At 58.3% G+C, this 24,079-nt stretch carries 22 protein-coding genes and 1 tRNA gene; 16 read left to right on the top strand and 7 right to left on the bottom strand.

Annotated features, from left to right (window positions below):
• Window positions 1-12: 12 nt before the first annotated feature.
• Genes ccoO through ccoS form a run of 7 tightly spaced genes read left to right on the top strand, consistent with a single transcriptional unit; the run spans window position 13 to window position 6,127 of the window.
• Window positions 13-762: a cytochrome-c oxidase, cbb3-type subunit II gene (gene ccoO / locus CP97_RS13220; RefSeq protein WP_048886338.1), complete on the top strand. Its 750-nt coding sequence runs from the start codon at window positions 13-15 to the stop codon at window positions 760-762.
• Complete coding sequence (locus CP97_RS13215; RefSeq protein WP_063612443.1) at window positions 759-932, top strand: cbb3-type cytochrome c oxidase subunit 3; 174 nt, start codon at window positions 759-761, stop codon at window positions 930-932. The genes ccoO and CP97_RS13215 overlap by 4 nt, the downstream gene beginning before the upstream one ends.
• Window positions 922-1,857 (top strand): cytochrome-c oxidase, cbb3-type subunit III, encoded by a 936-nt coding sequence (ccoP, locus tag CP97_RS13210; protein WP_048886337.1) that lies wholly within the window; start codon window positions 922-924, stop codon window positions 1,855-1,857. The genes CP97_RS13215 and ccoP overlap by 11 nt, the downstream gene beginning before the upstream one ends.
• On the top strand, window positions 1,844-3,418 hold the full coding sequence (ccoG, locus tag CP97_RS13205) for a cytochrome c oxidase accessory protein CcoG (RefSeq protein WP_082863828.1): 1,575 nt from the start codon (window positions 1,844-1,846) through the stop codon (window positions 3,416-3,418). The genes ccoP and ccoG overlap by 14 nt, the downstream gene beginning before the upstream one ends.
• Window positions 3,415-3,861, top strand: a complete 447-nt coding sequence (locus CP97_RS13200) for a FixH family protein (protein ID WP_048886336.1) — start codon at window positions 3,415-3,417, stop codon at window positions 3,859-3,861. The genes ccoG and CP97_RS13200 overlap by 4 nt, the downstream gene beginning before the upstream one ends.
• Window positions 3,858-5,975 carry a heavy metal translocating P-type ATPase gene (locus tag CP97_RS13195; protein ID WP_048886335.1) on the top strand — a complete coding sequence of 706 codons (2,118 nt, stop codon included), beginning with the start codon at window positions 3,858-3,860 and terminating at the stop codon, window positions 5,973-5,975. The genes CP97_RS13200 and CP97_RS13195 overlap by 4 nt, the downstream gene beginning before the upstream one ends.
• Window positions 5,972-6,127 carry a cbb3-type cytochrome oxidase assembly protein CcoS gene (ccoS, locus tag CP97_RS13190; protein ID WP_048886334.1) on the top strand — a complete coding sequence of 52 codons (156 nt, stop codon included), beginning with the start codon at window positions 5,972-5,974 and terminating at the stop codon, window positions 6,125-6,127. Before CP97_RS13195 ends, ccoS begins: the two co-directional genes overlap by 4 nt.
• A gap of 26 nt (window positions 6,128-6,153) precedes the next feature.
• Here the strand turns inward: ccoS and CP97_RS13185 are convergent, their stop codons facing one another.
• Window positions 6,154-8,025 carry an ABC-F family ATP-binding cassette domain-containing protein gene (locus CP97_RS13185; protein WP_048887018.1) on the bottom strand — a complete coding sequence of 624 codons (1,872 nt, stop codon included), beginning with the start codon at window positions 8,023-8,025 and terminating at the stop codon, window positions 6,154-6,156.
• Between the two features lie 96 nt (window positions 8,026-8,121).
• Between CP97_RS13185 and CP97_RS13180 the strand changes: the two genes are divergently transcribed.
• From CP97_RS13180 to CP97_RS13165, 4 genes are all read left to right on the top strand, one after another.
• On the top strand, window positions 8,122-8,382 hold the full coding sequence (locus CP97_RS13180) for a hypothetical protein (RefSeq protein WP_048886333.1): 261 nt from the start codon (window positions 8,122-8,124) through the stop codon (window positions 8,380-8,382).
• A 187-nt stretch (window positions 8,383-8,569) separates the two neighbouring features.
• Entirely contained in the window at window positions 8,570-10,336 is a 1,767-nt protein-coding gene (locus CP97_RS13175) for a DEAD/DEAH box helicase (protein WP_048886332.1), read from the top strand.
• A gap of 125 nt (window positions 10,337-10,461) precedes the next feature.
• Window positions 10,462-11,775, top strand: coding sequence for an alkaline phosphatase PhoX (locus tag CP97_RS13170; protein ID WP_048886331.1), 1,314 nt, complete (start codon window positions 10,462-10,464; stop codon window positions 11,773-11,775).
• Between the two features lie 17 nt (window positions 11,776-11,792).
• On the top strand, window positions 11,793-12,257 hold the full coding sequence (locus CP97_RS13165; protein ID WP_048887017.1) for a low molecular weight protein-tyrosine-phosphatase: 465 nt from the start codon (window positions 11,793-11,795) through the stop codon (window positions 12,255-12,257).
• Between the two features lie 4 nt (window positions 12,258-12,261).
• Here the strand turns inward: CP97_RS13165 and CP97_RS13160 are convergent, their stop codons facing one another.
• The 5 genes from CP97_RS13160 to CP97_RS13140 form a co-directional block, all read right to left on the bottom strand.
• On the bottom strand, window positions 12,262-13,314 hold the full coding sequence (locus CP97_RS13160; RefSeq protein ID WP_048886330.1) for an enoyl-CoA hydratase/isomerase family protein: 1,053 nt from the start codon (window positions 13,312-13,314) through the stop codon (window positions 12,262-12,264).
• On the bottom strand, window positions 13,311-14,456 hold the full coding sequence (locus CP97_RS13155) for an acyl-CoA dehydrogenase family protein (RefSeq protein WP_048886329.1): 1,146 nt from the start codon (window positions 14,454-14,456) through the stop codon (window positions 13,311-13,313). Before CP97_RS13155 ends, CP97_RS13160 begins: the two co-directional genes overlap by 4 nt.
• 103 nt (window positions 14,457-14,559) lie before the next feature.
• On the bottom strand, window positions 14,560-14,889 hold the full coding sequence (locus tag CP97_RS13150; protein ID WP_048886328.1) for a hypothetical protein: 330 nt from the start codon (window positions 14,887-14,889) through the stop codon (window positions 14,560-14,562).
• Between the two features lie 38 nt (window positions 14,890-14,927).
• Entirely contained in the window at window positions 14,928-15,233 is a 306-nt protein-coding gene (locus CP97_RS13145) for an I78 family peptidase inhibitor (RefSeq protein WP_082863923.1), read from the bottom strand.
• Between the two features lie 85 nt (window positions 15,234-15,318).
• On the bottom strand, window positions 15,319-16,581 hold the full coding sequence (locus CP97_RS13140) for a Vgb family protein (RefSeq protein WP_227819603.1): 1,263 nt from the start codon (window positions 16,579-16,581) through the stop codon (window positions 15,319-15,321).
• 199 nt (window positions 16,582-16,780) lie between these two features.
• On the opposite strand from CP97_RS13140, the gene CP97_RS13135 reads away from it, so the two are divergent.
• Window positions 16,781-16,854 (top strand) — tRNA-Gly (locus CP97_RS13135).
• Window positions 16,855-17,056: 202 nt separating this feature from the next.
• Entirely contained in the window at window positions 17,057-18,286 is a 1,230-nt protein-coding gene (locus CP97_RS13130; protein WP_048886327.1) for a tyrosine-type recombinase/integrase, read from the top strand.
• A gap of 440 nt (window positions 18,287-18,726) precedes the next feature.
• Here CP97_RS13130 and CP97_RS13125 read toward each other — a convergent pair whose 3' ends face one another.
• Window positions 18,727-18,933 (bottom strand): DUF3892 domain-containing protein, encoded by a 207-nt coding sequence (locus CP97_RS13125; protein ID WP_048886326.1) that lies wholly within the window; start codon window positions 18,931-18,933, stop codon window positions 18,727-18,729.
• Between the two features lie 242 nt (window positions 18,934-19,175).
• Here CP97_RS13125 and CP97_RS13120 point away from each other — a divergent pair, with 242 nt between their 5' ends.
• The 3 genes from CP97_RS13120 to CP97_RS13110 all read left to right on the top strand — a co-directional run bounded on the left by CP97_RS13120 (window position 19,176) and on the right by CP97_RS13110 (window position 24,009).
• Window positions 19,176-20,819: a restriction endonuclease gene (locus tag CP97_RS13120; RefSeq protein WP_227819602.1), complete on the top strand. Its 1,644-nt coding sequence runs from the start codon at window positions 19,176-19,178 to the stop codon at window positions 20,817-20,819.
• Between the two features lie 463 nt (window positions 20,820-21,282).
• Entirely contained in the window at window positions 21,283-21,558 is a 276-nt protein-coding gene (locus CP97_RS13115; protein ID WP_149036483.1) for a hypothetical protein, read from the top strand.
• Between the two features lie 45 nt (window positions 21,559-21,603).
• Window positions 21,604-24,009: a hypothetical protein gene (locus tag CP97_RS13110; RefSeq protein WP_048886324.1), complete on the top strand. Its 2,406-nt coding sequence runs from the start codon at window positions 21,604-21,606 to the stop codon at window positions 24,007-24,009.
• The last annotated feature ends 70 nt before the right edge of the window (window positions 24,010-24,079 follow it).

The following is a 24,079-nucleotide window of genomic DNA, read 5'->3' as shown; positions in this document are numbered from 1 at the left end:
GGGGCGAAGATCATGTTCAATTTCATGCAACAGCACAAAAAGGTGGAACGCAACATCACCTTGCTTGCCAGCTTCGCCTTCATTGCGGTGGTCATCGGCAGCGTGGTCGAAATCGTTCCGCTGTTCTGGATCGACAATACAATCGAGGAAGTGGACGGGATGCGCCCCTATACGCCGTTGGAGCAGGCGGGGCGCGACATCTATGTGCGCGAAGGTTGCTATAGCTGTCATAGCCAGATGATCCGTCCGTTCCGCGACGAGGTTGAGCGGTATGGTCATTACAGCCTCGCAGCGGAAAGCATGTATGATCATCCCTTCCAATGGGGCTCCAAACGTACCGGACCTGACCTTGCGCGCGTAGGCGGCCGCTATTCCGATGAATGGCATGTCCAGCACCTGATCGACCCGCGTTCGGTCGTGCCTGAAAGCATCATGCCGCCTTATGCATTCCTGGCTGAAACCGATCTTAATCCGGCCGATCCGTCCGCACATCTGATTGCCTTGCGGCGTGTTGGCGTGCCCTATAGCGACCGTGATATTGAGCGTGCAGAGGCGGATATGCGGGCGCAGGCCAATCCGAACAAGGATGCCGAAGACCTCGCCGAACGCTATCCCAACACGCTGATCCGCGATTTTGACGGTGATCCTTCGCGGCTCACCGAGATGGACGCACTGATCGCCTATCTCCAGATTCTCGGCACATTGGTCGATGTGAACAGCGTCGCTGCTCAGGAAGAACTGGCTGAGGAGAAGGGAAGATGACCGACCATTCGACTTACGAAACCTTGCGCCATTTCGCCGATAGCTGGGGCCTTCTGGTCATGGTGATCTTGTTTGCAGGTCTGGTCGCCTGGCCATTCCGCCCCGGGTCCAAAAAGCGCAATCGGGATGCTGCCGATTTGATCTTCAAGGATGATGACAATGGCGAATGATCGCGGCAAGACGGTTGATGCCGGTGGCAAGCGGATCGACGCACCTACGGGGACCGAAACTGTCGGTCACGAATGGGATGGTATCGAGGAGCTTGATACGCCCATGCCGCGCTGGTGGCTGTGGACCTTTTATGCCACGATCGTTTGGGGCATCATCTACGTCATTCTCTACCCCGCATGGCCCTTGCTGGAAAAAGGCACCGAGGGCGTGCTCGGCTGGACTAGCCGTGGGCAATTGGCCAAAGAAATGAGCCTCGCCGATCAGGCGCAGGAAAGTTTCCGCGAGGAATTATCTCGCATTCCGCTGGAACGCCTGCCTGAGGACAGCGACCTGATGGCTCAGGCTGTATCAGGCGGCCGCGCAGCGTTTTTGGTCAATTGCGTGCAGTGCCACGGGTCAGGCGCGGCAGGCAGTGCGGGTTATCCCAACCTCAATGATGATGACTGGATCTGGGGTGGCGACCTGAAGGCAATCGAATACACCCTTGTCCACGGTATTCGCCAGCAGGGAGACGAAGATACGCGGTTCAGCGTCATGCCTCCCTTCGCGGGTGCATTTGATGGTGAACAAATGGATGCGCTGGTCGACCATGTCCTGTCGCTGAGTGGTCAGGCGCAATCCAACCCTTTGGGCGTGCAAATCTATGCCGACAATTGCATTGCGTGTCATGGTTTGAACGGGGAAGGCGACAGGGCCCAAGGCGCGCCGCAACTCAACGACGCGATCTGGCTCTACGGAAGTTCACGCGCAGAGATCCAGCGCCAGATAGTCAATCCTCGCATGGGCATGATGCCCAAATGGGAACACCGGCTTGATCCGGTGACGATCAAGATGCTGGCGGCCTATGTGCATTCGCTCGGCGGAGGTGAGGAATTCGTGGAGGTCGCTGAAGATCCAGCGATCCAGGTCGATGAACAACCCTGAAGAACCAACCACAACCGACGAAACTGTCATCGAAAAGGGCATTGCCAAAACCAATACTCCGGTCAGCAGCGCCGTGGCTGAGCCAGAAGCGGCCACGCGTCGGCACGAACCGCATGAGCCACCGCGTCAGCACCTTGCCGAAGAGTTTTTTGAGAAAAGTGAAACGGTTCACAACAAACGCATCGACGGGCCGTTCAGGCGATTCAAATGGCTCATCATGCTGGTCACTCTGGGCATTTATTACATCACCCCGTGGCTGCGTTGGGATCGCGGCCCCTATGCGCCCGATCAGGCGGTGCTGGTCGATATTGCCAACCGCCGGTTTTACATGTTCAGTATCGAGATATGGCCGCATGAATTCTACTTCGTCGCGGGCCTTCTCATCATGGCCGGCATTGGGCTGTTTCTCGTCACCAGTGCGGTTGGGCGCGCCTGGTGCGGATATGCCTGCCCGCAAACTGTCTGGACTGATCTGTACCAGCATATTGATCGGCTGGTGGATGGCGACAGAAACGCCCGCATCCGTTTGGACAAGGCACCCTGGGGGCCAGCCAAGATCGCCCGGCGCGGGTTCAAATGGTCGATCTACCTTATCATTGCATTCGTTACGGGCGGTGCATGGATTCTCTATTTCGCTGACGCGCCAACGCTGTTCCGCGATTTCTTTGCCCTGGAAGCGGCCCCGATTGCCTATGTTACCGTTGCAGTGCTCACTCTCACCACCTTCGCGCTGGGCGGGTTCATGCGTGAGCAAGTGTGTATCTACATGTGCCCCTGGCCGCGCATCCAGACCGCAATGCTCGATGAAAAATCGCTTATCGTCACCTATAAGGACTGGCGTGGCGAACCGCGTGGCAGTCTTAAAAAGGCGAAGAAGGAGCCAGAGGCAGTCGGCGATTGCATTGATTGCATGCAATGCGTGGCAGTCTGCCCGACCGGAATAGATATCCGCGAAGGCCCGCAGATCGGATGCATCACCTGCGCCCTGTGCATTGACGCATGTGACAAGGTGATGGCGGATATCGACCGTCCACGAGGGTTGATCGATTATGCCACACTGGAAGATTGCGAGAGCGAAGCGGCGGGGAATGAGCCAAAGCCGATCTGGCGAACTTTGTTGCGTCCGCGCACGCTGATCTATTTCAGCGTCTGGGGCGCAACCGGCCTTGCTATGCTGTTCGCACTTGGGGTGCGCAGCCATACTGAACTGTCGGTTTCGCCCGACCGTAATCCTCCATTCATGCTGATGAGTGACGGATCAATTCGCAATTCCTTTACCCTGAAGCTGCGCAATATGGAAAGCCGTCCGCGCGAAATGGAGATTGCGATCGAGGGATTGCCTGGGGCGCTCATGTGGACGGACACCATCCGGCGCGCCGATGCCGCACCCGCACAGAATGTAACTGTTGGCCCTGATCAGACCGCAACGGTTCGGGCTTACGTCATCGTCCCACCACAGACGCCTGCCGGGGATTTTGCCTTCACGCTGACATCGCTTGATGCACAGCGGGAGACGGATCGGGTTGAAACTGGCTTTACTGCTCCGGGGGATCAGCCATGAAGGGAGAGTTTACCGGAAAGCACATGCTGATCGTCATGGTGTCCGGGTTTGGCATCATCATCGCGGTCAATCTCTTGATGGCGACATTTGCCGTGCGCGGTTTTGGCGGGGTGGTTGTCGAGAATTCCTATGTCGCCAGTCAGGAATTCAACGGCTGGCTGGAAAAGGCCGAGCGCCAGCGCGCCCTGGGCTGGACTGCCGCTGCGCGCCGAGGCGATAGTGGGCTGCTAGAAATTGCAACGAGCGGCGTGCCGGCAGGCGCGCAGGCCACGGCCAGCTTGCGCCGGCCGCTCGGAAAGCCGGAGAAGAGGATAATAACGTTAATCGAGGCCGAGCCCGGTCGCTTCATATCGCAAGCACCGATATCCGAGGGACGCTGGCAGGTGAGATTAACGATACGCACTGATGATGACATCTGGCAGCAGGAAAGCCGGATTGAGTGACGGCCCAGATCGCCTTTGATCCTTCGGTCGAACTGGTGGACACGCGTTTCACCGTCCCGGGCATGCGCTGCGCCGGATGCATCGCCAAGATCGAAAGCGGACTGGTAGAGTTGCCTGGCGTTATATCCGCGCGCGTAAATTTCTCGACCAAGCGCGTAGCCGTCCGCCACGATCATGACATTGCAGAAGACGGTTTGCTTGCAGCCCTGCAGCAACTGGGTTTCGAAGCGGCTGTGGCTGATGCCAACCCATTGGCAACAGATGAACGCGAGACGAAGAGGCTGTTGCGCGCACTCGCTGTTGCGGGCTTCGGCATGATGAATATCATGCTGCTGTCGGTTGCGGTGTGGTCAGGCGCGGGCGGTGTGACACGGGACGTGTTTCACTGGCTTTCCGCGCTTATCGCCATTCCCGTTGTTGCATATGCGGGCCAACCCTTCTTCGCGTCTGCACTGATGGCTCTGCGATACAGGCGCACGAACATGGATGTGCCGATTTCAATCGGTGTGCTTCTGGCAACGGCACTCAGCCTTTATGAGACAGCGACAGGCGGCGCGCATGCCTATTTCGATGGCGCGGTGATGCTGCTGTTCTTCCTTTTGTGCGGGCGGGCGCTCGACGCGATGATGCGAAACCGTACGCGGGCCGGCATCGGCGCTCTGCTGGGCCGCATGGGCAAGAGTGCCAGTGTCATCCAATCAGACTGGAGCCTGAAGCGCATTGCCGCAGACAAGCTTGAAGTGGGAATGCTTATGTCTGTCGCAGCAGGAGAGGCTCTGGCGGCAGATGGCGTAGTTGAAGACGGAAGCGGCGCTATCGACAATGGGATGCTGACAGGGGAGAGTACGCCGGTCCCCATATCTACTGGTGGAGTGGTTTTTGCAGGCGCGCTGAACTTGCTTGGGCCGCTCACCGTCCGCATCACGGCCGTTGCCAGCGATACCGCCATTGCAGAAATTGCACGGCTTATGGACGAAGCGGGCCAGTCCCGATCGCGATATGTCAGGGTCGCCGATCGCGCCGCGCGGCTTTATGCGCCTGCGGTTCACACGCTTGCCGTCCTGTCTTTTGTCGGATGGATGGTTGCGGGCGCAGGCGTTCACCAATCGCTCGTCATCGCAATTGCCGTGCTTATCATCACCTGCCCCTGCGCAATGGGGCTGGCCGTTCCCGCAGCGCAGGTCGTGGCCAGCAATACTCTCGTCCGTCACGGCTTGCTTGTAAAGGATGGCAGCGCGCTGGAACGGCTGGCCGAAGTGGATATGGCACTGTTCGACAAAACGGGCACCTTGACCTTGGGAGAGCCACGGCCGGATGTGTCCGGCCTTGGTGAGACTGAAAGAGCGGTGGCTCTCGCTCTTGCTCAAAAAAGCCGCCATCCACTCAGCCGCGGTCTGGCAGCGACCCTCACTGCTCAAGGTGTGAAACCTGCAGTTATCGATTCGATCGATGAAAGCGCAGGGTTCGGCATTTCTGGTCGCTGGAACGACACGCCTGTTGCCATTGGGCGCGCATCTGCTGACGGCGCGGCTCTTGCCAGTGAACTCACTATCGGCGATCAATCCTGGACGGTGCGCTTTTCCGATCCAATGCGTCCTGATGCGGTGGAGGCTCTGGCTGATCTTCAATCAATGCATATCGCGTCGGTCATTTTATCCGGTGACAAGGAAGAGGCCGTGCAGGATGTGGCCAATATGCTCGGGATTGATGCACTATCGGCGATGGAGCCTGCCAATAAGCTGGCACAGTTGAACCGATTGAAGGCAAATGGGCATCGCCCCCTTATGGTCGGCGACGGACTGAATGATGGGCCGGCCTTGGCAGCCGCGCATGCCTCTATCGCCCCTGCCACCGCCAGCGATGCCAGTCAGCAGGCGGCCGACGCCGTATTCATCGGCGAACGGCTTGCACCTGTTGCGCTGGCAGTAAGGATCGCTCGCTCTACCATGGCCATAGTCCGCCAGAATTTCGTGATTGCCATCGGTTATAACATTCTGGCGGTGCCGCTCGCTATAGCCGGACTGGTGACGCCGATCATTGCCGCCATCGCCATGTCATGCAGTTCGCTGATTGTTGTCGCCAATTCCCTGCGGCTGGCGCGCGCGGCGAAATGACGGGTTTGGCATTCCTCATACCGGTCGCGCTCGGATTGGGGCTGATCGGTCTGGGCTTCTTTTTCTGGACCATGAAAAATGATCAATATGACGATCTTGATGGTGCCGCGCACCGCATCCTGATTGACGAGGATGAGGAAGATGACGCCTGAAACTGCACCCTGCGGGAAGCGCGCCTTTACTGTGCGGCAAATTGCTCCAGCTTCTCACCAGCGGCCAGCCATTCTGCCTCTGCCCTGGACAGCTTTTCATTCGCCGCTGCGCGATTGGCGAGCAAAAGCTCCATCTTCTGCCCCGGCGCCGGCGGCTTTGTCTGGTTCAGCTCAATCATAGCCGCGTCCAGTTTCTCGACTTCGGCGGCAATACGCGCCATCGACTTCTCCGCTTTAGACAGCTCCGATTTAAGGTAGCGTTCAGTTGAACGGTTCTTGGCAGAGGCGGCTGGCTTGCCTTTCTGCTTGTCCTGTTTTGCCGGCTTCTTCGGCTGGTTACGGCCCAGCACGAAATCAATATAATCCTCCATGCTGCCAGCATATTCCTTCGCCGTGCCGCCATCGACCAGTACGAGGCGGTCTGCCGACAATTCAACCATATGGCGATCATGGCTGATAAGGATGACTGCACCGGAATAATTGTTCATCGCCTGGATCAGCGCCTCTCGCGCATCGACATCAAGGTGATTGGTCGGCTCGTCGAGGATGAGTAGATGTGGCGCGTCGCGCGTAATCAGCGCCAGTGCCAGCCGCGCACGTTCACCGCCTGAAAGCTTTTCCACGCGTGTCTCTGCACGTGAACCGGAAAAACCGAAACGGCCAAGCTGGCCACGTACCGCACCTGGCGGCTTGCCCCGCATGGCTGACGTCATAAGGCCCAGTGGCGTATCCTCACCCGCCAGCTCTTCCACCTGATATTGCGTGAAATAGCCGACCTTCATCTTGCCGGGCGCGGCCATTTCGCCTTCGGCTGGTGCCAATTGTTTCGCCAGCAACCGTGCCAGCGTGGTCTTGCCATTGCCGTTGCGGCCCAGCAGCGCGATGCGGTCGTCAGCGTCGATCCGCATGTTCAGCCTTTGCAGCACCGGCGGTGCATCGCCATAGCCCACGGCGGCCTGCTCCAGCGTGAGCATGGGAGAGCGCAATTCCGAAGGATCGGGGAAATCGAAGCTCAGCGAAGGGTCCTCTATGAGCGCGGCGATGGGTTGCATTCTGGCAAGCATCTTGGCGCGTGACTGCGCCTGTTTTGCGGTGGACGCACGCGCGCTATTGCGGGCGACGTAGTCCTGCAAACGGGCGCGCTGCGCGTCCTGCGAAGCCTTGGCCGCAGCCTGTTGCGCTGCGCGTTCTGCCCGCTGCTTTTCAAATGCGTCATATCCTCCGGGATACAGCGTCAGCTGGCCGCCCTGGAGATGCAGAATGTGATCGACGACTTTATTCAGCAAATCGCGTTCATGGCTGATCACCACCAAAGTGGCAGGGTAGGATTTAAGGAAGTTCTCCAGCCACAACGTCGCTTCGAGATCGAGGTGGTTCGAAGGTTCGTCCAGCATCAGAATATCGGGTTCCGAAAACAGCAGTGCGCCTAGCGCAATCCGCATTTTCCACCCGCCGGAGAAAGTATCCACCGGCTGTTGCTGCATATCCTGATCAAAGCCCAACCCGCTCAGGATCTTTGCCGCCCGCGCAGGCGCGCTATAGGCGTCTATCGCCAGCAACCGCTCATGCACTTCGCCCAGCCTGTCGACATCGGTGCAGGTCTCTGCCTCCACCAGCAATTGCTCACGCTCCACATCGGCTGCCAACACCACCTGTTCTGGCGTCATCGATCCATTGGGAGCCTGCTGCGCAATATAACCAATGCGAGCGCGCGATGGCTTTGAAATTTCGCCGTCATCAGGCTCAATCTCTCCGATCATTGCCTTCATCAGCGTGGACTTGCCCGCCCCGTTGCGACCGATCAGCCCCACGCGCGCGCCCTGCGGAATCGTCGCACTGGCATGTTCGAGGATGGACCGGCCGCCAAGCCGGACTGTAAGATCGTCAATGGTGAGCATGCGCGGCCCCATAGCAGTGACTTGCGAACAGCCCAACCAAAACTCTTTGGCTAATTGCTGCCTGACAGGGACAGCGCGCTGGGCTAGGCGGGGCGGATGGATATGCAAGACATGCTGCAACGCTATTTCGGCACATCGGACTTTGCCGCAGTGGGGCCAGAAGCGGTGCCTGCAGGGGTAGACCGGATGCTGGTGGATTTTGGACTGGAGGAAGACCGGGGCAGAAAATTCGCCTTGTGGAGCCTCCTTCTGATGTTTGATGCGGCGCCTGATCTGGATGTCGCGTTCAAGCTTGAGGAGGATCGTGAGGCGGCAAGAAATCTGATGGATTTGATGGCGGCCGCTTCCCCGGATTGATCCAGCCCGCGGCACATGGATTATGCTGCATTGCAAAATAATCGAAGCCAAACGCGCAAATTGTGTCTATGGAGCGCTATCGGCCTCCTGCGGCACCTCCATCCCGCCAGCGCCGTTCCTATATGATAGATACTTTCTGCGCCGCTGATCCGGTGCCGATCCCCTGTTCCCCGAAAGCTGAATTTCCATGACTTTTCCCGATTTGCCCACCGGCCTTGCCGAAGCCCTTGCCCAGCGCGGATATGACGCGCCAACGCCGGTACAGGCCGCCGTTCTGGAACCGGAGGCGCATGGCCGCGATCTGGTAGTTTCGGCGCAGACAGGATCGGGCAAGACAGTCGCATTCGGGCTTGCATTTGCGGCGCAGGTTCTGGGCGAGGATGGCCGCGTCAATCCGTCCGATGCGCCCAGCGCTCTGGTGATTGCGCCGACGCGCGAACTGGCCCTGCAGGTTAGCAGAGAGCTTGCATGGCTGTATCAAAAGGCGGGTGCGCGCATTGCGACATGTGTTGGCGGCATGAACCCTTCGCAGGAACGCCGCGTGCTGAAATCTGGTGCGACCATCGTTGTGGGCACGCCTGGCCGGTTGCGAGACCATCTGGAACGCGGCGCGCTCGACCTGTCGGCGCTGGCTGCCGTAGTTCTGGATGAAGCTGACGAAATGCTCGACATGGGCTTTCGCGAGGAGCTGGAGGAAATCCTTGACGCAACGCCGAATACGCGCCGCACATTGTTATTTTCGGCGACCATGCCACGCCCGATCGAGGCGCTGGCCAAGCGGTATCAGCGCAATGCGCTGCGTATTGCCACCACCGGGGCAGAGCGCGGCCATGGCGACATTGCCTATCAGGCAGTGACAGTCTCTCCTTCCGAAATCGAGAATGCCGTCGTCAACCTGCTGCGCTTCCACGAGGCGGAAACCGCAATCTTGTTCTGTGCCACGCGAGACAAGGTGCGGCATTTGCATGCCACCCTGCAGGAACGCGGATTTGCTGCCGTGGCGCTATCGGGAGAGCATTCGCAGTCGGAACGCAACCAGGCCTTGCAGGCCCTTCGCGACAAGAGAGCGCGGGTTTGCGTCGCTACTGATGTTGCTTCTCGCGGGATTGATCTTCCTAGTCTCAGCCTTGTCATCCACGTGGAAATACCGCGCGATGCGGAGATCCTGCAGCACCGTTCGGGGCGCACCGGGCGCGCTGGCAAAAAGGGCACAGCGGTCATCGTGGTTCCTTTTCCACGCCGCCGCCGCGTCGAATCCATGCTGCGTCACGCAAAAATAAATGCCGAATGGATCGACGTGCCGGATCGCGACGCCATTCTTGGCAAGGACCGCGAACGCTTGCTTGAGGCACTGCTGCAGCCGATCGAAGTGCAGGATGGTGACCGCGAACTTGCCGATCGCCTGCTGGCAGAGCGCACGCCGCAGGAAATCGCTGCATTGCTGGTGCAGGCCCACCGCGCCAAAATGCCCGAGCCTGAAGAAATGCTGGTCAATTCCGCGCAGGCGCATCGCGCCGACCAGAAAGAGCGCCACCGTCCCGGATTTGAGGATACGGTGTGGTTCCGCATGGATATCGGCAGGCGGCAAAACGCCGATCCGCGCTGGGTCCTGCCACTCTTGTGTCGCCGCGGGCATATCACCCGGAATGAAATTGGCGCGATTCGCATTGGCCCTCAGGAAACCCATTTCCAGATTCCGCGTACCATTTCGGATAAGTTTGCAGAAGCGCTGGTGCGCACTGCAGGTGATGAAAGCAATGGGGGCGACGTAACTATCGAACTTTCGCCAGAAGCGCCGCGTGATGCCGCACGGGCCCGCAAGAAGGGCGCGCCGAATGCAGGCAGAAAAGGCTCACCCTACGTCAAGAAGCACCGCAAGGGGAATGCCGGGCCGGGTAAGCCGAAGGGTGGCAAGCCGGGCAATAAGCCGGGCGGTGACAAGCGCGGAAAATAGGCGGAGGCCACGCCGTCTGGCAATCTGATCTGCGCAAGAATTTGGCCAGAGTTTTAATGCGTCCTGACCATAAGCACGCTATGTCTGCCGGAACTCTACGGTTTGTCAGACAAGGGTTGGGACATATGTACACAGATCGCCGCAAATTCATCGCTGGTACCGGTGCCGCTTTTGGTGGTTTGCTGCTAGGTGGATGCGTATCTGCCAGCGCGCCACTGGGTGTAGCTGGTGCCAGCCGTTTTGGCGCCTTGCAGCCTGACCCTGCTGGCGTTCTCGATCTGCCCAGCGGATTCAGCTATCGCATACTCTCGCGCCTCGGAGATGCTTTGGACGATGGTGGCAGCGTGCCCGACAAGGCAGACGGCATGGGGTGTTTCGATATTGGTAATGGCAAGCTGGCCTTGGTGCGCAACCATGAACTTTCACCGCCTGACGATGGCGGCGGCGCAACCGGCCCAGCCTATGATACAGTGGCGCGCAGCCTGATCCCGCTGCCCGGAGGAACCACCACTATTGTTATCGACGCGGCGACGCTGGCGGTCGAAAGGCAATACCGCAGCCTTGCCGGGACGATCCGCAATTGTGCCGGCGGCATTACGCCGTGGAACAGCTGGCTGACCTGCGAGGAAAACACGTCACGCGCGGATGGGCGGATCAATAAGGATCATGGCTATGTTTTCGAAGTGCCCGCTGACGCGCCGGGGCAGACGAATCCTGCTCCGCTGAAAGCGATGGGTCGCTTTGTCCATGAAGCGGCCTGCGTCGATCCCGCAACGGGCATAGTCTATATGACAGAGGATCGCGGCGATTCGTTATTGTACCGCTTCATTCCGACTCGCCCGGGGCAATTGGCACATGGCGGCACGTTGCAGGCGCTGGTGCTGGACGGCGTGACCGATACCAGCAATCATGAGAGCATCGCCATGCAGGCGGGCCAAGCCGTGCGTGGCAGTTGGATCACGCTGGAGGATGTAGAATCGCCAGAGGACGATTTGCGCACTCGCGGCGCGGCGAGGGGAGCAGCCAGATTTTCGCGCGGTGAGGGCATCTGGATGGGCGATGGCGAGATGTTCTTTACTGCCACCAGCGGCGGCGCTGCACGCGAGGGGCAGATATTCCGTCTGCGCCCCGATGCTGCATCGGGTGACATGCTGGATCTGTTTTATGAAAGTCCGGCAGGGTCGGAATACAGCTTTGGCGATAATATCTGCGTCGCGCCCTATGGCGACCTGGTCGTCTGCGAAGACCAATATGGCGAAACGGTCGACAATTATCTGCGTGGCATCACGCCTGCTGGCGAAGCCTATCCGTTGGGGCGTCTACGCTTGCAAACCGAAACGGCGGGCGCCTGCTTTTCTCCTGATGGCAGGACCATGTTCCTCAATATCTATCACCCTACAATGACGCTGGCGATTACCGGCCCCTGGCCCAAGATCTGAAGCGAGGGGCAGGCGTGATCAACCACCCTTCCATCCTGTTCGTCTGCCTCGGTAATATCTGCCGTTCGCCACTGGCTGAGGCCGCGCTGCGCATGGCGGCCGAGTCTGACGGTCTGAAGCTGGAAGTTGACAGTGCGGGCACTGGCGGCTGGCACATCGGCAAGCCGCCAGACAGCCGCGCCATCGCGATTGCGGATGCCATGGGAGTCGATATTTCGGGTTTCCGGGCACGACAGGTTGAAGCTGCCGATTTCAACCGCTTCACCCATATCTTCGCACTCGATGCGCAAAACCTTGTAGATCTCATCCGAATTGCCCCACTCAATGCCAGCGCGCAGCTTTCCCTGCTGTTGGATATGGTGCCAGGGCGTGAAGGGCAGGCCGTGGCCGATCCCTATTACGGCGAAACTGACGGGTTCGAAACGACGTGGCGCGAAGTGAACGAGGCCGCAGCGGCTTTGGTGAAGCACTTCCGCATCTGAAGTTTCAGGCGAGAGGCGTCCATTCCTCACCATCAGGAAGCGGCGCAAAAATCGCATCCAGCATCGCCTCTGTTACCGCCTCGGGCGTGGACGGATGCCATTGCGGCGCACCATCCTTATCGACCAGAACCGCGCGCACGCCTTCAATGAAATCATGCCGCATCAGCATGCGCGCGGCGATACGGTACTCCAGCGCCATATTGGCTGCAAAATCGGGCGCATCGGCAGCAAGCTGGCGCAGCGCGACCTTGCAGGTGGTGGGGCATTTGGATGCAACCGCCTTCAATTCCTTATTCGCCCAATCACTCCCGTCAGCTTCCAGCGCGGCAAGAATGCCTTCCAATGTGTCAGGTGCAAACAATTTGTCGATGCTGGCGGCATTGCCTGCCAGCCGGGCGTCGGGTGCAGGGGAGGGCATGAGCGAGCGCAGGGCCGCGTCGATATCGTGCGGCGTTTCGATGATGTGGGCCTTGGCCTCTGCAACGTCTGCCGCGGAGACATAATGCGTGGCAAGGCCCGCCCACAGGCACTCCGCCCCGTCCAGCCGCGCTCCGGTAAGTCCGAGGAACCTGCCCAGCTGTCCCGGCAATCTTGGTAGATACCAGCCCGCGCCAACATCGGGAAACAGACCGATGGAGCCTTCAGGCATGGCGAACATCGTATTCTCAGTCGCGACGCGGAACTTGCACGGCTGCGAAATACCTACACCGCCGCCCATGGTGACCCCGTCCATAAAGGCGATAATCGGTTTGGAGTAAGTGAACATCATATGGTTGAGGCGGTATTCTGCGCGGAAAAACGCACGGCCCGCGGCCCCGTCATCCTCCAGCGCGGACCGGCGGACAAGCTGCACATCGCCACCTGCACAAAAGCCACGGCCCTCGGCATGGTCGAGAATAATCGCCGTGATCGCATCGTCATTGCGCCATTCCAGCAAGGTATCAGCCATCGCCTCGCACATGTCTTGCGTCAGCGCGTTGATGGCTTTGGGCCGGTTGAGCGAGATATGGCCAACTGCGCCGTGCCGATGAACGTGGATTTCGCTCTGCAATGTCATTTGCGCAGCAAGTCCCTGCCGACGATCATACGCATTACCTGATTGGTGCCTTCCAATATCGAATGAACCCGTAAATCGCGCCAGAACCGTTCAATCGGGTAATCGCGCAGATAGCCATAACCGCCGAAAATTTGCAGCGCATTATTCACCACTTCAGAACCGCTGTCTGTCGCCAGTCGCTTTGCCATGGCGGAAAAGCGCGTCTTGTCAGCTGCGCCATCTGTCACCTTGGCCGCAGCCAGATAAAGCAATGCACGCGCAGCCTCCAGATCAGTCGCCATGTCTGCCAGCATGAATTGGGTGTTCTGAAAATCAGAAATCGGCTGGCCGAATTGCTGGCGATCCTTCGCATAGGCTACGGCTTCGTCCAGGCAGCGCTGCGCCCCGCCAAGTGAGCACGCGCCGATATTCAGCCGTCCGCCGTCAAGCCCAGCCATTGCGAAACGGAAGCCATCGCCTTCTGCGCCCACTCGGTTTGCAACGGGAACGCGCGCATCTTCGAGAATGACCTGCGCGGTCGGGCTGGCATTCCAGCCGAGCTTTTTTTCAGGTGTGCCAAAGCTGACGCCGGGCGTGTCCTTGTCGATCACCAGACAGGTAATGCCCTTTGACTTGTGTTCGTCCGTGCGCACCATGGTGACATAGATATCGTTCACCCCGCCGCCCGAAATGAACTGCTTGGTGCCATTGACTACATAGCAATCGCCATCCAGTTTCGCAGTGGTTTTCAATGCGGCCGCGTCCGATCCCGAGCCAGGTTCGGTCAGGCAATAGCTGGCCAGCTTTTCCATCGAAATGAGATCATCGAGATATTTTGCCTTCACCTCGTCTCCGCCGAAGGTGTCGATCATCCATGCCGACATGTTGTGTATCGAGATAAAGGCGCTGGTGGCGGGGCAGCCATAGGCCATCGCCTCCATGATCAACGCCGCTTCCAGCCGTCCCAATCCGATGCCGCCGCTTTCTTCCGACACATAGATCGCGCCAAAGCCAAGCTCTGCCGTGCGCTGGATCACATCTTTGGGGAAGATATGCTCTTCATCCCATTTCGCGGCATGGGGGGTGATGTTGTCCGCAGTGAAACGCTGCGCCATTTCCTGAATGGCGAGCTGGTCTTCATTGAGCTGGAATTGTCCGGTCATCTGGTAATTCTCCTGCGGGTGTCCTTGTCAGCAAGGTATCGCGGTTGCAACCTCTTCGACTGCGGTCGAATATGCCACCCGAAAGGCCAAAAGCCGGGACGGTTCAGGACTGCGCAGGCATGGGATCGATGCCTGATGTATCGTCCATCGGCGCGGTGTCGAAACCCTGGGTATCCTGTACCAGATCATCGGGTGTGGCATCGATTACTGTTTCACTGGTTTCACGGCTTTCACCCGGTTCATCGGAAAAAGCGGTGGCAGGCTGCTGCTTGGGCTGGGTGCGTTGCCGCTCAATCCGCATCGTTCCCTGAGCCTGGGCCTCACCCTCTTGCATACCAGTTGCCGCATTGCGGCTTTCCAGATCATCCCCGCAGGCGCTGAGCGACAGCAAAATGGGCAGAGCGATGGCGAAGGGAAAGCGTGTCGTGGTCATGGCAATATCCTGATGCTGTCTGGCCTGATGCCGCAAAATCAACCGCAGGCGATAGTAACGATTTTCATGTCGTCATCATATGTAACACTTAATCTGTCCGCCCTGTAATCCATGGTGACGGCGGTGCGCGACGGCACCCACCGCAATTGCCGCGCGCCTGTCATCTCCAGTAATTGCGATCCGACATCGGCAGTGGCGCGATGGCCAAGATGATTCTGCACCGCTGATGCATCGCATTCACCTTCAAGCTGGCGAGCGGGCGGCTCGACCTGCGGGGGGGCATTTGCAGTGGTGCATCCGGTAGCGGCAATCGTGATGGCAATCGGCAACCTCATCTTGCGCATAAAACTCTCCTGTTGCGGCAGTTTAGCGCCACGCATCGTCCCGCGCCAGCCTGCATGAAAAGCGAGCCGCACGCCTTGTGAACGGTCAGGGATTGGTATCCTCGCGATCAACGGTCACCCGGCCAATATGGTTGGTCCCGCTTTGGTGGATCAACAAGGCTTGGCCGTCCAAAGTGGTTCGCATGTGGCGCAATATGCCTGCGTGAACTGGCCCCGATGGGATTGGCCAGCTTTGGAAAGTTTCGGTTGCCGGTTCAAACCGCACGAGCATATCGGGACGGACCCCGCTTTCATTGTACCAGATTGCATTATCGAACACGGCAATTGCATATGGGTGCGAGTCAGGGCCGCTGGGGGAGGGCCATTGTGTGACCTCACCAGTTCTCGGATCATAGCGGCCCAATCTGCCCAGGCCTGAATTGACCCACCAGATTAATCCGTTTTCATCCACGTCGAGCCGCCGGACACGGGTATCTTCATCCGGCAATGTGATCTCGCTGACGTCCATTGTTTGCGGATTAACGCGCAGCAGGCAATTGGCTCCGTTACAGGCTACCCAGACAGCGCCGTCAGCGGCAATTTTCACCCCGTAGGGTCGCGAATTTTCTCGGGGACTACGCGCCAGCCGGACATCGCCGGAAGCCGGATCCAGTCGGCCAATCATGTTGCTGCCCTGAAGGCTGAACCACAACATTCCGTTCCCGTCGAATTCTGCCGTGTGTGGATCACGAGCGGCCGCGTCAGGCATTGGGAATTCTGTGATTTCCTGGGTCGAAGGATCAAATCGGCCGACAGTGGCGTTGCGATTGCCGGTGTACCAAGCCATACCATCCGGACCGATCGTAACCGAATGCGGACGCGCGCCTGCCGGTAGAAGGAATTCCTCCATTGCGCCGGTGCGCGGATCAAGTCGGCCCAGTATGTCGAGCCATTGACCTACCCACCAGATGGTGTCGTCAGGCGCCTCTACCGGATCGCGCGAGCGTTGGCCCAACGTGGGCACTTGCCATTCTTCAAACCGGATGGAAAGCGGCCCTTGCACCTGTGTCGAGGCACGGTTTCCTGAAGGCGGGAAAGTGGCGGCCAAGTAATCGAGAATTGCTTCATGCGCTGGTTCATTGCCAGAGAGATCGACCATGGTCGACACCAGAAACTGCCAGTCTTCACGCGAATAGCCGGAGCTTCGCTCGATCAGATTGGTCCCATGGCAAGCCGTGCAAACACTCTCGACCAGATCTCTTCCCGTTCCCTGAGGCAATGCCAATGCGGATGCAGGAAACAGCAGCGCAGAGAGAAAAATGACGAAACTGTGAGTCTTGTTTGGCATGGTGAGAACTCCGATCTGCATTATTGATCGCCTGAAGGATCATACAGCGGTGACCGAGTTACCAAAGTGGGCATGTCCCACGCAAGTAATCGATGTTGGCTCTCGATGGTCGCAAAACTCGTTGACCCAAATGCTGGAAAGCTTCAGAGAGGCTCGCCTTGCATCTAGTCGCAAAATGCACTGTGAATAGGCCTTCACAGATTAGCCAGGCGTCTGAAATGCGGGTGTAGCTCAATGGTAGAGCAGCAGCTTCCCAAGCTGACGACGAGGGTTCGATTCCCTTCACCCGCTCCAGCGCTGCCTTCCCAAAACATCCCGGAAACGCTATAAAACCCTTGGAAACCATAGAGTTTCTGGCGTTCGGTTGTCCTGCATTTGCCCGCTTAGTCCCGCCAAATCTCGCTGATTTGGGGGCCACATTGGGGGCCATACAGGTTTCCGCCAATTCGAGTGGCCCCCAATCTGGGGGCCACGTACCGGGTAAGGGTCTGAAAATATGGCACTAACAGACGTTGCAGTTCGCAAGGCTAGACCCAAAGCGAAAGCCTATAAATTGGGCGATTCGTTAGGGCTCTTCCTTTTGGTGCAGCCAAGCGGCGGCAGATTGTGGCGGATGAAGTACCGCGTTGACGGACGCGAGAAGAAGCTGGGGCTCGGAACCTACCCGGAAATTGGGCTGGCCGAGGCCCGTAGAAGGCGCGATGCCGCGCGCGAGACGCTGGCGCAGGGAAAGGACCCCTCGCGCGAGAAACAGCGTCAGAAGGCGCGTAAGAAGCTCGGTGCGGAAAATACCTTTGCCTCAATCGCCGCTGAGTTCTGCGAGAAGCGCAAGCAAGATGGCTCACGGGCCTGGGCACCCGCAACGGCGAAGCGCTGCGAATACCTGCTGTCAGTCCTCAACAGCTCGATTGGCAATCTGCCGATCGCCGATATCGAGCCTGCCGACATCCTGACAGCCGTTCGCCGGATCGAGAGTAAGGGCAAGCTGGAAAGCGCGAAACGGACCTTGCAACTGGCAGGTTCGGTTTTCCGCTATGCGGTCGCTACAGCACGCCTCAAGTCCGATCCTACGCGTGACTTGCGGGGCGCGCTAATGAACCCCACCGTGACGCACTATGGCGCGGTTCTTGATCCCGTTGAGGCTGGCGAACTGCTCAGGGCAATCGATGGGTACGAAGGCCAACCAATCACCAAGCTTGCAATGCAACTCGCTCCGCATGTGTTCGTAAGGCCCGGTGAGCTCCGCCATGCCGAATGGAGCGAAATCGACTTCGATGACGCTTTGTGGACGATCCCGGCGAGCAAGACGAAGATGCGCAAGGATCACCTTGTCCCGCTCTCACGCCAAGCCCTCGCGATCCTGGAAGACGCCCATAGGCTAACCGGTCCGACTGGCTATGTGTTTCCGTCAGTCCGAACTCGCAGGCGTCCCATGAGCGATAACACGATCAACGCTGGCCTACGCCGCCTTGGCTACACCACCGACGAAATGACCGCTCACGGTTTTCGCGCGATGGCGTCCACTCTGCTCAACGAGAGCGGCAAGTGGAACCCCGATGCCATCGAGCGCGCACTGGCGCACGGAGACAGCGACAAGGTCCGTGCTGCTTACCATCGCGGTGCGCACTGGAAAGAGCGAGTGAAGATGATGACGTGGTGGAGCGACTACCTCGACCAGCTCCGCGAGGGCGCGGAAGTCGTGCCGATCAAGGCAGCGAAATGCTGACGGTTTGCGTCAAAAACCGCAACTCTCTTGCGACCCGTGAAAACGCGGAGAAATTTCTCTTGATAACTGTTGGTTACCGCAATGTGAGTTGTCTGCGGTTCGGTGCAAACCCGCTCTACTCGTAGACGGGTTGATTCCGCCCAAAACGCTATTTCGATGTAAGGTCAAGGACCTATTCCCCGAAATCGCGGGGTAGGGTGTGCTCCTGTTCCCAGCTGCGAAGGACGGTCCAGATGGGCGAGGCAACATGCTGGCGCGGCAACCTATCGCTTCCGAGTGGATTTTGAGCCTCGCTGGCGTTTGAGGCTGGAAATGGGCCGTTTACAAACCGTCCAGTTCCGGCGTGATTACCCTCAAAGCTGACATTCAACCGAAGGCAGAGGGTGTCTAGCGCTCATACTCTCTTGTCATATTCCGTCTCACTTAATGGAAAAGCACTCTTACCGGTTCACATTATCCTTCTTTGAATGGTCGGGGTTGTCGCGAACATATTCGCGATTGTTGATCTTCACGACGTGAGCACCGGGATGCTCGCCACGCTTGACCTCAGCCACAGCGTTTCTACGCGGAACGTTCTTGCGATTGCCGATGTCATAATGCTCATTGCGACCGCCAGGACCGTCATTTTTGCCTTTGATTTTGGTCATGTGCTTTACCTCTCTTGGAATTCCAATATTGAATTACCAGCGTAGCTCATTCGTCAATAGGTTTCGGACCATGATAGTTTCTTAAGGGGAAGAACTGAGACATTCGGATCCAATTGACCTGATCGGAGGGGGTGGTTTGAATGCCATTGCGAATTGTAGCTGATTGAAGGGGAAATCATGGCAGGTATTACAGTTGAAAGCCGATATCTCAGCGACATTTCGGTGGGCGATCTCAACGTCAAATGGAGCGCGAGGGGCGATCGTATCCTCCGCTACTACATCGACTTTCGTCATCGAACCTTGATCTTCATCGCGAGCTCGGGGCTCCTGACCTGCCCATTCTGCAGGAGAAGGCAAACGCGCTTTTGGCTTCGTGGGACGAGAAGACCGACAAGCACAATGTGAAAACGATGTTCGCTGACGGGAAAGCTGAAGCGGAACGCCTTACCGTGCAGGCTGAACTCGAACGCGACCAGCTTTCAAATATCCTGTCGTTCACGCTTGGGATCGACGACACGGTAGATTGGGACGGACTTCGCAGGAAAGATGCATTCGCGCGTCCTAGCACGTTCGACAGGCTGCGCCCGCAACTCGAGCGTGAAGAAGCGCCGGCCTACGAGGACGCGAAGATTACCTTCTGGGACACGTTGTTCGGCAAGAAGGCGAGCCTCATTCAGCAAGCTGAAGAGAACTATGCTGTTCGCATGGAGGAATGGCAACGGCGCGAAGCAGCGCGAAAGGATGCGTTCGATAAATCAGTCGTCGCCTACGAGATGGATAAGGCTGCATTCCTGGCCAAACATGCCGAGGACAAGGCATTGCATGAGGAAGAAGTGGCAAACCACAATCGGGCGATTGAAGACCTAATTGAATCCCTGCGAGAGGGGCACGAAGAGGCTGTGATGGAACACGCTTCTCTTGTCCTGGAGGCCTCGAATTATCATGGCCTGATCGAGAAGGAGTTCGTCCTCGACTATCGATCCCAAGACAAGACCTTGTTGGTCGAATACGAATTGCCGAACCCCGACTATCTCTCGACTGCGAAAACGGTACGGTTCGTGCGCGCTACAGGCGAACTGAAGGAAACCCCGCTTGCCGCTAAAGCTAAGAAGGGTCTGTTCGACGACACGATTTATCAGATTGCCTTGCGGTCCATTCATGAGGTTCTTGAGGCCGATGAATTCCAGAACATCGAGAACGTGGCATTCAATGGGTTCGTAACCGCCATTAACCCCGCCAATGGGCTTTCGAACCGCAACTGCATCCTCTCCGTCTTGTGCTCGCGAGCCGAATTCGAGAAGATTGATCTCGCTCGTGTTGAACCCAAAGCCTGCTTCAAGGCGCTGAGCGGCGTCTCTGCTGCTTCGTTGGCGGCGCTAGCACCAATCCCGCCAATTATCAGCATCGACAAAAGCGACCGCCGGTTCGTCGATGGCCGCGAGATTGCTGATTGCCTCGATGCCTCGGTCAACCTGGCAGCAATGGACTGGGAAGACTTCGAGCACCTGATCCGTGAATTGTTCGAGAAGGAATTCAATTCGCGGGGCGGGGAGGTCAAGGTCACGCAATCGAGCGGGGATGAGGGAGTCGATGCGATTGCATTCGATCCCGACCCGATCAGCGGCGGTAAGATCGTGATCCAAGCCAAGCGTTACACCCGGACGGTCGGTGTCGCGGCGGTCCGCGACCTATTTGGCACCGTCATGAATGAAGGAGCCACAAAGGGTATACTGGTGACGACATCGGATTTCGGGCCCGAAGCGCATAAGTTCGCGACTGCGAAGCCGCTTTCTCTTCTGAACGGAGCGAACCTGCTACACCTGCTACGCAAACATTCGTATGACGCACGGATCGATTTGGCAGAGGCGAGAGAGGCTCTGAGTTGAATAAATCTCAAGACCGTTTGCATCTGTGCTCAGAATAGCTCGAGCGCTGCGTCAGAGTGTGGGCCGTAAGCGGACTGGCGGCTTTTTGCGTAAAACTCCGCGAAGGCTGCCAGCGAAACGCTAATGGTTTCGACCGGCCACTTGCGCCCTTCTGGCGGGCACAATTAAACGAAGCGCTAGAGATCGAGCGGGTTGCGGAGAAAGAAATCTCCATCACTTGGACGGCCGATGACCGGCGGGCCGACATCGTCAGGCATTATCGAGAAGGATGGCCGCAAGGCTCACGTCGTTGAGCCCATCATCCCCAAAGTCAGCTTATATCTATAGTTTATTTGACTTGTCTGGGGCGCTGTACACGCAGATGTTTTTGCTTCGCCGATGTGCCAAGCTATAGACTTGGTTGGGGCAACGAGGGGACAAAAGGTTTGGACAACATCAGCACCGCTTGGATTGAAAGAAGGCAATGACACGTCCACTTACTCGCACCATCGAGGCGGCGCTGAAAGGAATTTCGGCAAATGATCTACAATGTCTTGCCGAGAATATGGCGTGCATAAAATTCCCGGAGCGGTTCAACGGCGGCACGCTTATGCGCCGTGGTCGCAACATCGAGGGGCAGACCACGAAGAACTGGCCTGACGCTTGCGTTTCAACCGGGCCGGGCATGATCGACGGGATAGAAGCGACCAGACAGGCAAATTGGGCGAAGCATCTCTTAGATGATATAAGTAAAGTGTAGGACGACAAGAACGACAAGCTGTCGGGCTATTTTTTCGTTGGCGGGATGCCCAACTCGCGTCTAACCGCCAAGGATATACCGAGTTGGACCGACAAATTTGCGGCACTCGGCATTCCGCGTGGCCGCATAACGCTGCTGATCGGTCTCGACCTCGTAGCCGAACTTGAAAAGCCCGAATATGCGGGCGCTCGCCATCGACACCTCGGTATACCGCCAAACCTTCGCACCTTCGAACTCCTCGGTACCTCGGACATTTTTCATCGCCCGCTGGGAAGTTTCGAACCGAATGCGGAAGAATATACATCAGGTAATGTCCGCGCGCCTGCTGCCCTGCTCGAAGTCGAGGCTGCCCTTGCAGCCGAAGGCGTCGCGCTCGTGCGTGGTTTTGGGGCCGCTGGAAAGACAACGCTCGCGCGGCTGATGGCTTTAAAGAACGATCGGGCGCCGAAGTCTGTCTGGTATGTTGACTTATCGTCCCAGCCCGCCGGCAGTGGATCGGACATACTGAACGAACTGGTCGAGATCGTTGCGCCCGGAGTGCTGGTGATCATCGACAACATCCATCTAGATGAAGTAATTGCAGCGCGTCTGGAGCGCCTCTGGCGTTCGATTGGCAAAACGCTTGGTACTCAGCTCCTGCTGCTAGGTCGCACCATATCTTCTGCGGCAGAGAGCCCGCTCGCACCCTTACCTGCGATCGAGCTTCGCGCGGGTTATGAGGAAATGCGCGCTGTCGTGAACCGACTCGCGCGACGCGGAATGCACTCTCCGCCTACGGTGAGCGATCAGGTCGCCGCAAAATGGGCGAAGATCTTCGGCAACACTGCCCGCCCCTCAGAGGTAGCCGTCGACCTCATCGCCTTCACCGCCGCGGTTGAGCAGCGCCTTCCCGAGCTACTTCGCGGTGACATGCGCCTCAATCCGAGCGACGCGGTCAAAGGTGTGCGCGCGCGATATCTCGAGCCGCTCGCGGGTGATGAGGAGCTGACAAACCTCGCGCGGCTTGCCGCATTGTCCGAGTTCGAAATCGAGGCGACGGACGACCTCCTGCCAGTGCCCCTGGCAGGCTTGCGGCGGTCCACTGACGAGTTCGGGATCATTCTTCATGGGCGAACGGGCGCCGGGCGGCATACCTACAGGCTCATCCATGCCGCCCTCGGTGAAATCTTAGTCAGCGCTGGACCAAGCCTCGACCGCAGCGCGGAACTCTGCGCCATCACAGAACGCAGTCCGGCAGCGGGTTTGCGCATTCTCGCGGGCCTGCGGCGGATGGATGCTTCAGCAGCCCGGATCCAACCCGTCGAGGCAGCACTTGCGGAGGCATTTGCCGGGAGATATCTTGCTGCGAGTGCCTCAACCTTCGACGAATTGCGCGTCCTGTCGCGCTACGCGATCACGAACCAAAGGAAGACACAGGCCGAGCTCGATGCAGAGATCGCCCGTTCGCTGCGCCTAGGTGAACTGCTGGCCTCGGCACGCACGTTGCCCGCGCTTAACAACTTCGCAAGTTGGGCCATGAAACTCGGCCTTCGAGAAACACTAGCAGTCATCGGGGCGCACGCGCTCGATCCCGCATCGGCCCTTAATGAGACGCTCTACCACTCGACGATCATCGATGTATGCAATCTCGCCCGAGCCCTTGAGCCCGGAATCGGTCTCCTCGAAGCAATCGACCATGCCAGATGGGCGAAGCACCAAGCGCAGGCCTCTCCGCTGCCGATTGGTGAAGTGGTGGCAGCGATATCCTACCTCGCGAATTCGGGCCATGGCGCTCTCGCCGTAGCCCCCGCACATCGCCAGCTCATGCTGGCGGGCGAGCGACCGCTGCACGAATGCGACATTAGCCATCTGTCGCAGCTCGTCCGTCAATCGCACTGCGAAGATCGCGAAAGCGCTGCCATCTTCGCGCATTTCGCGCACTCGGGTTGGCTCGACCGTGTCTATAGGGATAACGCCGTTGGCCAAGTCACGGGCGCGCTCTTGCCGCTCGCCAATCATGCCGGCGAAGAGACGCGCGCGCACCTTCTTCAATGTTCGATTGACGAGCGGGTGCGCCGTGAACTGAGTACATCACGCCCGCCCAACCAAGCTGCCAAATATGCAGCGCGCGGTATTTGCCTGTTGGGCGGGTATTATGCCCTCGGCGGACGGATTGATTCAAGAACGCGCGTCGTGCACTCGACCGAAGATGTAGTTTGGATGCTCAGTGGCCTCCAAATCAAGCGTCCATTGGCGCTCGGTATGTATCAAATTCAGTTCTGGCTGGGCCTCATGGCGCTGCACAAAATCGGCACTGGCCCTTACTGGATGCCTCTCGAAGCCGGGGAGGAATTTCTCAGAAAGTTCGCCGCATCGACGGCGCCGACAGAGAGTGCGGCGCGTATCCAGAAAGTGCTTTGCGCTTGGTTGGTTGAGCGAAAAAAGGATGGCTGGCTCAAGGAGATGGGTTGAATTAGGAGGTAAGTTCGATCGCCATCGTGCCAGTTGGTGGTCGTCTTCACACTATTGCTGCAACCCTTTC

Origin of the sequence: Aurantiacibacter atlanticus, assembly GCF_001077815.2 — a bacterium.
Lineage (GTDB): Bacteria > Pseudomonadota > Alphaproteobacteria > Sphingomonadales > Sphingomonadaceae > Alteraurantiacibacter > Alteraurantiacibacter atlanticus.
The sequence above is the reverse complement of the archived record's forward strand: the minus strand, read 5'-3'. Positions and strand labels throughout refer to the sequence as shown.

Bases quoted from the DNA above. Each gene is read 5' to 3' on its own strand.
- ccoO (WP_048886338.1), top strand. From the start codon at position 13: ATGTTCAATTTCATGCAACAGCACAAAAAGGTGGAACGCAACATCACC.
- CP97_RS13215 (WP_063612443.1), top strand. From the start codon at position 759: ATGACCGACCATTCGACTTACGAAACCTTGCGCCATTTCGCCGATAGC.
- ccoP (WP_048886337.1), top strand. From the start codon at position 922: ATGGCGAATGATCGCGGCAAGACGGTTGATGCCGGTGGCAAGCGGATC.
- ccoG (WP_082863828.1), top strand. From the start codon at position 1,844: ATGAACAACCCTGAAGAACCAACCACAACCGACGAAACTGTCATCGAA.
- CP97_RS13200 (WP_048886336.1), top strand. From the start codon at position 3,415: ATGAAGGGAGAGTTTACCGGAAAGCACATGCTGATCGTCATGGTGTCC.
- ccoS (WP_048886334.1), top strand. From the start codon at position 5,972: ATGACGGGTTTGGCATTCCTCATACCGGTCGCGCTCGGATTGGGGCTG.
- CP97_RS13185 (WP_048887018.1), bottom strand. From the start codon at position 8,025: ATGCTCACCATTGACGATCTTACAGTCCGGCTTGGCGGCCGGTCCATC.
- CP97_RS13180 (WP_048886333.1), top strand. From the start codon at position 8,122: ATGGATATGCAAGACATGCTGCAACGCTATTTCGGCACATCGGACTTT.
- CP97_RS13175 (WP_048886332.1), top strand. From the start codon at position 8,570: ATGACTTTTCCCGATTTGCCCACCGGCCTTGCCGAAGCCCTTGCCCAG.
- CP97_RS13170 (WP_048886331.1), top strand. From the start codon at position 10,462: ATGTACACAGATCGCCGCAAATTCATCGCTGGTACCGGTGCCGCTTTT.
- CP97_RS13160 (WP_048886330.1), bottom strand. From the start codon at position 13,314: ATGACATTGCAGAGCGAAATCCACGTTCATCGGCACGGCGCAGTTGGC.
- CP97_RS13155 (WP_048886329.1), bottom strand. From the start codon at position 14,456: ATGACCGGACAATTCCAGCTCAATGAAGACCAGCTCGCCATTCAGGAA.
- CP97_RS13150 (WP_048886328.1), bottom strand. From the start codon at position 14,889: ATGACCACGACACGCTTTCCCTTCGCCATCGCTCTGCCCATTTTGCTG.
- CP97_RS13145 (WP_082863923.1), bottom strand. From the start codon at position 15,233: ATGCGCAAGATGAGGTTGCCGATTGCCATCACGATTGCCGCTACCGGA.
- CP97_RS13140 (WP_227819603.1), bottom strand. From the start codon at position 16,581: ATGCAGATCGGAGTTCTCACCATGCCAAACAAGACTCACAGTTTCGTC.
- CP97_RS13130 (WP_048886327.1), top strand. From the start codon at position 17,057: ATGGCACTAACAGACGTTGCAGTTCGCAAGGCTAGACCCAAAGCGAAA.
- CP97_RS13125 (WP_048886326.1), bottom strand. From the start codon at position 18,933: ATGACCAAAATCAAAGGCAAAAATGACGGTCCTGGCGGTCGCAATGAG.
- CP97_RS13120 (WP_227819602.1), top strand. From the start codon at position 19,176: ATGGAGCGCGAGGGGCGATCGTATCCTCCGCTACTACATCGACTTTCG.
- CP97_RS13115 (WP_149036483.1), top strand. From the start codon at position 21,283: ATGACACGTCCACTTACTCGCACCATCGAGGCGGCGCTGAAAGGAATT.
- CP97_RS13110 (WP_048886324.1), top strand. From the start codon at position 21,604: ATGCCCAACTCGCGTCTAACCGCCAAGGATATACCGAGTTGGACCGAC.